Raw genomic sequence first — 11,656 nt, 5'->3', positions numbered from 1 at the left:
ATACATTGAGACAGAATACATATAGTATAACGCGCGCTCCCTTTGAGAGCGCGCGTTATCATCAATTTTCTGTGGATTCTGAAAGCACGTTTACTTCAAAATCGTTTTTACATCATTGATTTCTTTTTCTATCAAGGTCTCAGAAACTTCAAGTGCAAGTGTGAGCGATTCAACAGCTTCTTTCTCCTTAGCTGATAGCCGCTTTCGTTTGGTGATGTTAATGATTTGATCATAAATTTCATCACGTAGAGCTGAGAATATTTTCTCCATCTGATCTTGTACCTCGCGAGTTTCCCGACGTAATTTCTCTTCTTTTTCTTTCAAATTCTTGTGTTCGTGCCAGAAATACACAATCTGCAGAATGATAATCACAATCAAGAAGAAGATGAAGAAGTTGATTGGCGTCAGGAAGTCCCAGAATGATCCTTCATCAACCACTTCAAGTGGTTTAATCCAGCCAGCAGTAATGAGTACTGCTACGCTACTTTCCCGCACATTGCCGGCCATGTCAGTCGCCTTTACTTTCACCGTGTAGGTGCCATCCTCAAGTTCCTTCAACAAGTAGCCTAGTTTTGCTTCATCAGGAGTGATGCGGATTGGCTCCTTATCAGCAATGGTCATTTCGTAGTACTCAATGCCAGAAGTTACATCTCTCGCTTCAAAGCGAAGCAGTGGGAACGACTCCTTACTAGTGCCGGCCTGAACGTTAATTGCAAACGGTTCTGGCGGCGTTGTGTCAATTTTTAGACGACGATTGGTGACCGCACCCCAGCCAACTTGATTTTTGAAGTTTACACTCACGTACTGAATGCCATCATTTAGGATGTCGGCACTAACCGTGAAGTCTTCAACCGGTGGATCTATAATTGCATCTTCATTATCTTGCGGCTTATTCTCCGGATTGTCAGTAATCTCGACTGCTACCACGTTTACGTCAAATGGCAACGTCCAGCTAAATACTCCTTCTGTTTCGTTGTACCACACATCTGGGTCGAGGAATGTCTGAGAACCAACTTCTGGAGCTCGTGGCGGATCGCCGAAAATTATCGCTTCTTCAGTATCATCGGTATTTGTTGATGCTGGAGTTGGTTCTGGATCAGCCACTGGAGTTGGAGTAGGAGTTGTTGCAGCAGTAATGGTAAATGACGCCGGGGCACCATTCTTATACACATCAGTGCCGCGACCATCAGCCGCTAAAACAGAAGCACTGGTGAAAGATACTGCACCGGTACCAGCAGTCACGGCTCGAAACGTTACGGTGATCAAGTTTGAAGTGCTGGTAAATGGCGTTGGGCTTCCACCACCAAACTGAATGGTGCCAGCCGCATTAGAAAATGTTGGTTCTGTAGTCCAAAGAGAGAAAGCGGAGCCATTTTTGCTGATGCTTACTACAGAAAGCACTGCCGGGTCGTATTTTAGACTTGCTTCAACCGCATTTACATTATCACCATTAGGCACTGCACGAACAGTAGCGGTGAATGTTTGTCCCGCGGAGTACGAACCAGTATTTGGAGTAATACTCAAATCAGCCGCGTGCACAACCACACTAGACATCAAAAATAATCCAAACGCGAGAATGAATTGCCAGAGGTGTGAAGATTTTTTTTGAAGGTACAACATAAGAACAAATACAACTGATAATCCGCTAGGGGGTCATGCTTTTAGTCGCCCCTCTGCCGCTTGTAACTTTAAGTGCCACTTTTTCCTTTTCGCTCGGCTTGAGAAGTGGCAAAACTAAGATAAGCACGCCATTTTTAATTTTTGCCTCAGCTTTATCAATGTTCACGCTTTCAGGCAAAATGATACGTCGGTAAAAATCTCCCCACACACACTCTTCTGCCACAAAAGACCCTTTAACTTTTTTCTTTGGAAATACAATGTACTCTGGACGAATGCGCTTGCCTTCAATAAGGACAATATCAGCGTCGCCCTCAATAGAAACATGCACATCGTTCATATCGGCGCCAGCTGACTGTGCGTAGATGACAATCATGCGCTCAGTCTGGAACACATCAACGTACAGCTGCGCTACTTTATCGACGGCAGTTTCTTCAGCGTCAGACAAAAGCCCCGCATCATCGCTACGCACACCTCGCCCTTTGAGTCTCTGCAGAAAAGACATATACAAATATTATACTGACCACTTCATAAAAAATGCTGGGTTACCCACACTAGCAGAAATCGGCGGCCACAAAGTGGCCGCCGATTTCTGCTAGTGAAACGTCCCGCTACCCTGAATCTTCATTGTGCCTTGAATTTTGTGCTGCGAATACCTGACTGCCGCAATCTCTGAGATAATGACATACACTCGACCTTCATTTGAAGAAACATCATACCCAGCATCACCAATTAAGAGATCATCGGTGCCATTATCATCAATATCAGCTATCAAGAGGGCACCGGACACAGGTACCATCAAATCACTCAAATCATCAGCCAATCCCGTCGCGAGACTACTACTATACAGAATATCTGATTTGCTGTTTGTGGAATCAGAAATAACTAAATCATCCTTGCCATCATGATTTAAATCACCAACAGTTGTATAGGCACCGAAACTCGAATCGACGCTACTGATAACTGAATCTGGAGTAACCGCACCACTATACGACACAGCATCAAAATACACACGAACTTTCTTATCAAACGAATCGCTGATTACAAAATCGAGGTTCGCATCACCATCAAAGTCTGCCACTTCAATATCAGCAGCGATAGATGCTGCAAAAGTGGCGTCAGCAGCAGAAGACACTGTTGCAAAACCGGCGCTATTGTAAAACAAATAGGCTCCACCACCATACGTAATTGATGCAGCAAGCAAATCATTATCTGCATCATTATCCAAGTCCGCGCACGTGAGATTGCCTCCGATGTATGCGAAATTAGTACCAAGAATAGTTGCATCCGCAGACCCAGCAGCAGAAGGATATGCGCCGTCATTGTAGTAGAAGTAGATTTTTCCAGTACTCAATGCTCCGTAGTAGGGATCAGAAATAATCGCATCATCATCGCCGTCTCCATCTACATCTGCTACCGCCACACTAAAGCCAAAGTGCTGTCCAGACACTTCTCCAGTAATAACCACGTCAGCTGAGGCGGCCGCCGATGGAAATGCTCCCCCGCCATAGTAAATGTACGCTTTACCATCTGAACCTTGATCGTGAGCCCCGACCAGCAAATCGTCTATCCCGTCTGAATTTAAATCACCCACTGCCACTGCTGAACCAAAGCTTGCCACTCCACTTTCACCGGTGATTGTGTAATCGGCCGTTGCTACGGTCTCTGAGAGATTATCGCCACCATAAAAAATATACAAGCGTCCGAGATTTGAGCTATAAACAGGTGCACCAACAGCAAGATCTAGCTTACCGTCGGCGTTGAAGTCGCCGGTTGTGAGAGTGGTACCAATACCCTCATTAGCAGTCACACCTGAAATCTGAAAATCATTGGTGGTGTAAAAATACACGCGTCCTTGATTAGAATTAACCCCCCAAGCTCCCACTGCCAAGTCATCTTTGCCGTCGGCGTTGAAGTCGCCGGTGATTATTGATTTACCAAACAAATTAGAAGTGGTTTCACCTGTCATAATCACATCTGCTCCCGAGGCGTTTTCTGATGTCATGCTGCCGCCGTAGAATATGTAAGCGCGGCCTTGGTTGGAATTGTAGCCAGCTGTACCAACTACCAAATCATCCTTGCCGTCATGGTTGAAGTCTCCAGTTTGGAGAGAATCTCCAAAACCACTACTAGTACCGTCACCAGTGAGAGCAACATCAGCTCCCGTAGCACTTTCGCTTATCATACTACCGCCGTAGAAGAGGTAGGTGCGGCCTTGGTTGGAATTGTAGCCATACGCTCCCACCGCCAAATCGTCCTTGCCGTCGGCGTTGAAGTCGCCGGTTTGGAGGGAGTAACCAAAAAAATTTATTATGGCAGCACCAGTGAGAGTAATGTCTGCTCCTGAGGCGTTTTCCGAGATCATACTGCCGCCGTAGAATATGTAAGCGCGGCCTGTTAAGGTGGAGTAGCCCCAAGCCCCCACCGCCAAATCGTCCTTGCCGTCGGCGTTGAAGTCGCCGGTTTGTAAAGCGGCGCCCATAGCATTATTAGTACCTCCTCCAGTTAGAGTCACATCTGCCCCACTAGCACTTTCGCTTATCATACTACCGCCGTAGAAGAGGTAGGTGCGGCCGGTACTAGCAGAATACCCCCAAGCTCCCACCGCCAAGTCATCCTTGCCGTCGGCGTTGAAGTCGCCGGTTTGGAGAGTATTACCGAAGTAATTAGAAGTAGCTCCACCGGTCAGGATAACATTTGCACTAACAGCGTTTTCGGTCACTATGCTACCACCGTAGAATATATAGACGCGGCCGGTGTTGGATGAGTATTGTTGAGCCCCCACCGCCAAATCGTCCTTACCGTCGGCGTTGAAGTCGCCGGTTTCGAGGACAGAGCCAAATTGGTTAGAGGTAGCTTCACCAGTTATAACCACGTCAGCACGGCTCGCTTTTGTCTCGTAATTGCCGTCATTATAGAAAATATACACCCGGCCTTGTCCGGAATTAAATTCATTCGCCCCCACCGCCAAATCGTCCTTGCCGTCGGCGTTGAAGTCGCCGACTGCCATACTGGTGCCGAATTGCCCGGAGCCACTTTCACCGGTGATTTTCATCTCATGTCCCATGATTGGATGAACACGTACGCCATCTACTAACGATTGCCGCTGAATTTCCCAAACGTAGTTTTCACGGGTTTCGTAGAAATAGATGCGACCAGTATCACCACCGTTGTTGTACCCTGGTGCACCCACTACCAAATCATCACGACCATCGTGATTGTAGTCGTAAGTGGCAAGTGAAGTTCCATAATCATCATTGGCGACGTCACCAGTTAAAATCACGTCAGCACCAGTAGCATTTTCACTCACCATGCTGCCGCCGTAGAATATATAGACGCGGCCGGTGTTGGATGAGTATTGTTGAGCTCCCACTGCCAAGTCATCTTTGCCGTCGGCGTTGAAGTCGCCGGTGATTATTGATTTACCAAACAAATTAGAAGTGGTTTCACCTGTCATAATCACATCTGCTCCCGAGGCGTTTTCTGAGGTCATGCTGCCGCCGTAGAAGATGTAGGCGCGGCCTTGGTCGGAATTGTAGCCCCAAGCCCCCACCGCCAAATCATCCTTGCCGTCGGCGTTGAAATCGCCGGTTTGGAGAGCGGCGCCAAATCGGTTAGCGTTAGTTTCACCAGTTAAAATCACATCAGCGCCAGAGGCGTTTTCAGTAATTATACTACCGCCGTAGAAGAGGTAGGCGCGGCCGATACTAGAAGAGTATACAGAAGCCCCCACCGCCAAGTCATCTTTGCCGTCAGCGTTGAAGTCGCCGGTTTGGAGAGAGATACCTAAAAAGCTAAAAGTAGCTTCTCCCGTCAGAGTCACGTCTGCTCCTGAGGCGTTTTCCGAGATCATACTGCCGCCGTAGAATATGTAAGCGCGGCCGGTAAAGGTGGAGTAGCCCCAAGCCCCTACGGCCAAATCGTCCTTGCCGTCGGCGTTGAAGTCGCCGGTTTGGAGAGAGACACCGAAGTAGTTAGAGGAGGTTTCACCGGTCAGGATAATGTCTGCTCCCGAGGCGTTTTCTGATGTCATGCTGCCGCCGTAGAAGATGTAGGCGCGGCCTTGAATTGAGTTGTAGCCGTAAGCTCCCACCGCCAAATCATCTTTGCCGTCGGCGTTGAAGTCGCCGGTTTGGAGAGAATAGCCGAAGTAGTTAGAGGTGGTTTCACCAGTGATGTGTGTATCGAGATTCACCTGCCCAGACTGGGAGTAAAAAATGTAGGCACGGCCAGTATTTGAAGAGTAAGCGCGTGCCCCCACGGCCAGATCATCCTTCCCATCGGCGTTGAAGTCGCCGGTGGTGAGGGCGTAGCCGAAGGAGCTGGACGTGGTCTCACCGGTCAAGGCGATATCCGCGCCAGAAGCGTTTTCTGAGGTCATGGAGCCGCCGTAGAAAAGGTAGACGCGGCCAGTGTAGGTGGAGTACCCAAACGCCCCCACTGCCAAATCATCCGTCCCGTCGGCATTAAAGTCGCCGGTGGTGAGGGAGTAGCCGAAGAAGTTGGAGGTGGTTTCACCAGTTAAGGTCACATCTGCTCCGGAAGCATTTTCTGTTGTCATGGAGCCGCCGTAGAAAAGGTAGACGCGGCCTTGGCCAGAAAATGCTCCACCGTTATACCCAGTCGCCCCCACTGCCAAATCATCCGTCCCGTCGGCATTAAAGTCGCCGGTGGTGAGGGAGTAGCCGAAGAAGTTGGAGGTGGTTTCACCAGTTAAGGTCACATCTGCTCCGGAAGCATTTTCTGTTGTCATGGAGCCGCCGTAGAAAAGGTAGACGCGGCCTTGGCCAGAAAATGCTCCACCGTTATACCCAGTCGCCCCCACTGCCAAATCATCCGTCCCGTCGGCATTAAAGTCGCCGGTGGTGAGGGAGTAGCCGAAGAAGTTGGAGGTGGTTTCACCAGTTAAGGTCACATCTGCTCCGGAAGCATTTTCTGTTGTCATGGAGCCGCCGTAGAAAAGGTAGACGCGGCCCTTACTTGACGAGTACCCACGTGCCCCCACCGCCAAATCATCCGTCCCGTCGGCATTAAAGTCGCCGGTGGTGAGGGAGGAGCCGAAGTTGTTAGATGTAGTTTCGCCAGTCAGCGTCACATCGGCGCCAGAGGCAGACTCTGAGGTCATGGAGCCGCCGTAGAAAAGGTAGACGCGGCCGGTGCTTCCAGAGTAGCCAGTCGCTCCCACCGCTAAATCATCCGTCCCGTCGGCGTTCCAGTCGCCGGTGGTGAGGGAGTAGCCGAAGTTGGAGGTGGTTTCACCAGTTAAGGTCACATCTGCTCCGGAAGCATTTTCTGTTGTCATGGAGCCGCCGTAGAAAAGGTAGACGCGGCCGGTGTTAGTGGAGTAGCCATCAGCCCCCACCGCCAAATCATCCTTCCCGTCGGCATTGAAGTCACCCACTGCAAAAGACCAGCCGAAGTTATCACTCGTATTCTCCCCTGTAATAACACTCCCCGCTTCGGTGTACCCTGGTGCAGTAAACTGCAGTGTTGGATCAAGCGCAATTGGATAGCTAAGGAGTGGTACTTCGAACTTGGTCGACAGGATAAAGTCACCCGAGGTGTCACTTGGGTTAATAGCGTCAGCTGGCGTCACGACCCAGTCATGGGTGGTCTGGGCGCCGTTGGTATCGATAGTGTATGGCGCGGGGATGATGAGGTCTGGCTCAGTGTGTTCGATGTTGGCGACCAGGTCTTCCGCGAGAACAGCCTGGGCGCGAGCCCAGAGGTCGTCGCCTACCTGGGCTTTAATTGATTCGTCTTGTGGCTGGATATAACGCACTTCCACCGTACCACTGTCGGTGAGACGAAGGTGCGCATTAGAGAAACGATATGACTGTGATTCTTCCCCATCACCGTCGGTGAAGATGGTCCAGTGCTTGAGGTTGCGGTAGCCGTTGGCTTGATCTTTTTGGTAGGCGTAGTACGTGTTGATGCGGGCGTCGGGAGTGGTGTATTTGAGGTACTGCGCAGACTGCTCTCCGGCAGAAGCTTCCTCAGAGAGAGGGCGCTCCGGGGCGCTAGCCCAAGTCGTACCCTCTCCTTGAGGAACCTCTGCCGGAGAGTTTGTAAGCAGCGAAACGGACGCATCAGTATTGTCTTCTTGTTGGACTAAGATAGTGCGGCTACCAGAGAGGGTGACGGCGATTGGCTCTTCGAGAGTCTTTGGGAACTGGAGAGACAGTGACTGTGCTAAGTCTTCACTTTCGAGTGTGGTGCTTGGTGTATTGTTGCCATAGGTAATTTCAATTCCGTCTTTCAGCGTATCAGTGAGCGTATAGTCATCAGTGAACGTGAGGAGTAGGTACTGATTAAAGTCTGATTCGATACGGTCGCCAAGGTCGTTGTATAGAGCAAGATCTTCGGTGATAGAGGTGGTAGTTGACGTACTAAAAAAGTACCAGATTCCAAGGAAGATGGCGGCAATAGCGAGTACACCGAACGTTCGGTACGTGGTACCTGACATGGATATATTCTAGCATGAGTACATATTAGTGATGGTGGTATTGCGGGGAATAAAACCGGCCGGAAAGCGAAGCTTTCCGGCCGGTTTTATCATTCTAGCCCGTCCAGTTAAAGAGCATAATTGAAAAGTCAGTGAGACTAACGTTGCCATCACTGTTGATGTCTGCTGAAGGATCAGAGTCACCGCCGTTTGATGCCCACCAATATAGCAAGATTGAGAAGTCGATTAGGTTCACCTTACCGTCGCGATTGAGGTCAGCATTAATAGGCACATCAGCTGCTTCGCCAACACCATAATATGTATAGTCAGACCAGTTCGTTTCAATGCCAAGTCCTTCATTTTGCTTCGACTTTGCTCGAATTTCATACGTACCATTACTAAAACTAGCGGTATCAACGGTGGTTTTCCAATATCCCTTAGCATCTGAAGTTGCCGTTAAGTCTTTTTTGATACTCGAGCGCATCTTTCCGTTTTGAATTGAGACCGTTGCTCCGGGTAGAGCGTATCCAGACACCGTCAGTGCCTCACCCGGATCTACCGGATCTGGCTCGACCAAAATAGATGGTGCGATATTGACGTTGCTAAGCGCCGAAGTGCGCGCGCCTGTAACCGTAAACGACGTACTAAATGTGGACGAGCGCACATCATCTAGGCCAATCGCATACACACCGAAGGTATACACACCGCGTGCAATCTCATCAAGCGTGATGGAATAGGAGCCTGAACTTCCTGCCTTAACCGTGTCAAAAAAGTTTCCATCCACAGATATCCCAACCGTGCTGTTAGGATATGCATAACCTGAGATTACCACCCGACCATCACCACTCTGATACGGAGCATCTGTGCTTTCAAATCCTCCTCCAGCAGTGCTCCCGGTCTTGCCTCCTGAGCCACCACCACCGCCGCCGCCAGAGCCACCAGAACCGCTTGAACCTCCTTCAAGTGGCTGCTCACCACTCGATTCGCCAGATTCTCCTCCCTCGCCAGCACCGGTACCAGTACCACTATCACCAGTACCCGTTCCGTCACCGTCAGTCGTTCCGTCAGTGTTCGACTGACCGGTTGGAACATCATTGACCGCAAACGCAATCAAGTAATCATCGATGTTGTAGTTCCCTTCATCATCCATACATCGCACATAGAATGTCTGAAAGGTACCCGGGGTCACTGCTACCACCTGTGAGTGGAAGATGAAGCCTGTATTTGAAAAGGTATTTGGCATGGTTGCGTAGCTCGTACTAGCAACCGTAGAAAACTTACAGATAGCCAACTCATCCGTCTCAAGTGAAATTTCTACACTAAGCGTAGTACCGCCCACCGTACTGGTTGGCGAGCCGTTAAACCGAAATGGCGGGATTTCTTCCGTTGTATCCAAATTTGGAATGCGGACTTTTTCATTGATAAAAATAACAAAACCAGCATTTGCCACGAGTGATCCATCGTATATCTCCACCTTCACATCATGACGACCGGTCGCAGCAGAATTTGTAAGTGGCACACTATCACCAGGAGTCGTGGTGGTTCCGGTCGAGGTGCTAAATGAAGTGACCGGCACTAAGGCAGTGCTCGTATGATTACCAATCATTATTTTCAAGCGACTCCCCTTACTGATACTGAAATCTGGCGCAAGCGTGTAACGAATAAACCCTGGACTGCCGCCGGTAATCTCTACTTGATCAACTCCAGGCGCCGCCACAACGTCAGCTGTCCGCAAAGAGCCATTAACGGAAAGCTCCACATTTCGAGCCGCAAAAGTAGCTGAAGCAGGCTCAAGTGCATAACCATCAGGTGGAGTGATTTCGATTGAGCTACCCGGGGACAAATCAGTATTGACCACAAACTCAAGCGTGTGATTGGCAGTCATACTTGGACCAGAGTCAGAGACAGTATCTTTGTACTCGTGAATATTGATTGCTGCAGCATATCCGGGCGCAAACACAAACAAGCCAACGCAAGCACCAAGCAAACCGAGTACCGCTAGTGAACAAATTCTGTATAGAGTCTCCATACGTACCCTACATTGTACCGCGCTGATCGCGTGTTTTTGGGCGCATTACACAGTCTGCATCTCTTCTGCTTCACGCGCGCGCAAATAATCGAGTATGTAATTAAGCAAGATGAGTACGAGCAATATAAACAAAATACTGGCTAGTACATAGGTAGCAGTATCAGTGTTCGGAGCATCATCAGCTGAAAGGCCAATGGCAATCTCTCGCTCGCGTAGCGCAGCCTCACGATTATCGAGTTCGCGCTCACGCTTGGTGAGCTCTGCAGTGTAGGTATTTAGCTCGGTCGGCGCTACTGATGCATACATGCCAACGGCGTTGGCTAAATACATGTTGGTCTGGAGCGCTAAGCGCTCGGTTGACTCACTGACCAAACCACTTTCAAACAAAAGCACCAACGCAAACACCACCGCCGTCACGCGAAGTACCCGATGATAGGTAGTGTCTTGCCGCCGCTTCATATGCTTCAGTATACCACTAGGCAAATAGTGCTAAGAGCACGATGAGGAAAATGGCAGTAACAGTGAGCGAGACCACAAGTGTAAGTGTGGCTGCCGATGATCCACCGCGACGGCGCTGTCGTACAATTCTCCTGCCTTGACCCAAATGAGCCAATGAACGCTTGATATATAAACGAACGAAGACAAAAACAATCAACAGCAGCACAGCAAGCACACCAAGGGCTGGGCCAATAATATTCCACGGTAAAATCCAGAAAGTAACGGTGCTCGACATCGTCTTCTTGGCCCCAATATCGCCATAGACAGGGCTTACAATTGCTTCATACCGACCAAAGCCAATTGAGTCTCCTTGCCACATGATGTTCGTAAATTCTCGTGTGTCATTAGGGAAAACAGCGTTTTGATTTTCATTGAAGGTGAGCGTGCCTACCTGATTACCGAGCATGTTGTACACCTCAAGTGGCCCACTTGGACGCACTAGTACATTACCGCTATTTTCAATACGAACGGTGAAATCAACATTTTGTGATCCGTACATAAACTTTGACGTAGAAAATTCACGGATGTCCGCCATTTCTACTGCGTCACCTGATACGCGTATGCTGATTAAGTTTGCCACCTGGTAGCCGACGGCAGCTCCGCTGTTTTTAATTTCTGGCGGATCAACTGAAATAAACACACCACCAAAGTGACTACCTGGTGTCGCAAACTCTGGCACATTAATCGTGAAATGTATTGGTGCTGACCCTTTTGCAGGAACAGTGAGTTCGGTTACTGGCAGATGAATCCACTCGGACAATTCGTAGCCTGTTCGTTCATTATCGTCTTCTGCAAAAATTGGACGACCACCATCAACAACACCTTTGATGTTGCGCGTAAACAAATAATATGTCTGCTCACTGTCAGTAAGATTTTCGATGCTCACGCTATAATCCTTAGACACACTCGGGTCAAGCGTCTCTTCTATAGTTGCTGGCTTGATTCTGACTCCTGCCTGCTGGGCAAAGGTATGATTGAAAGAGTAACCAAATGACAATAAGCAAAGTGTAAGTACAAGCGTACGGAAAAAGATAACAGTGCGTGACAGTTGCATGTGACGATAAAAA

Annotated in this window: 6 protein-coding genes; all 6 read right to left on the bottom strand. The window is 49.1% G+C overall.

Annotation, left to right across the window (positions count from 1 at the left end):
* Positions 1 to 90: 90 nt before the first annotated feature.
* The 6 genes from H6780_04085 to H6780_04060 all read right to left on the bottom strand — a co-directional run bounded on the left by H6780_04085 (position 91) and on the right by H6780_04060 (position 11,643).
* Entirely contained in the window at positions 91 to 1,620 is a 1,530-nt protein-coding gene (locus H6780_04085) for a hypothetical protein (GenBank protein ID USN88638.1), read from the bottom strand.
* Between the two features lie 25 nt (positions 1,621 to 1,645).
* Positions 1,646 to 2,122 (bottom strand): Hsp20/alpha crystallin family protein, encoded by a 477-nt coding sequence (locus H6780_04080; protein ID USN88637.1) that lies wholly within the window; start codon positions 2,120 to 2,122, stop codon positions 1,646 to 1,648.
* A 90-nt stretch (positions 2,123 to 2,212) separates the two neighbouring features.
* Entirely contained in the window at positions 2,213 to 8,083 is a 5,871-nt protein-coding gene (locus H6780_04075; GenBank protein ID USN88636.1) for an FG-GAP repeat protein, read from the bottom strand.
* Positions 8,084 to 8,177: 94 nt separating this feature from the next.
* Positions 8,178 to 10,091 (bottom strand): hypothetical protein, encoded by a 1,914-nt coding sequence (locus H6780_04070; GenBank protein ID USN88635.1) that lies wholly within the window; start codon positions 10,089 to 10,091, stop codon positions 8,178 to 8,180.
* 45 nt (positions 10,092 to 10,136) lie between these two features.
* Positions 10,137 to 10,550: a hypothetical protein gene (locus H6780_04065; protein ID USN88634.1), complete on the bottom strand. Its 414-nt coding sequence runs from the start codon at positions 10,548 to 10,550 to the stop codon at positions 10,137 to 10,139.
* A gap of 16 nt (positions 10,551 to 10,566) precedes the next feature.
* Positions 10,567 to 11,643 carry a hypothetical protein gene (locus tag H6780_04060; protein ID USN88633.1) on the bottom strand — a complete coding sequence of 359 codons (1,077 nt, stop codon included), beginning with the start codon at positions 11,641 to 11,643 and terminating at the stop codon, positions 10,567 to 10,569.
* Positions 11,644 to 11,656 lie beyond the last annotated feature (13 nt).

The organism is Candidatus Nomurabacteria bacterium, assembly GCA_023898565.1.
Taxonomy (GTDB): domain Bacteria; phylum Patescibacteriota; class Minisyncoccia; order Phycocordibacterales; family UBA918; genus OLB19.
Note: the sequence above shows the minus strand (reverse complement) of the source record. Positions and strands in the feature narration are given on the sequence as shown.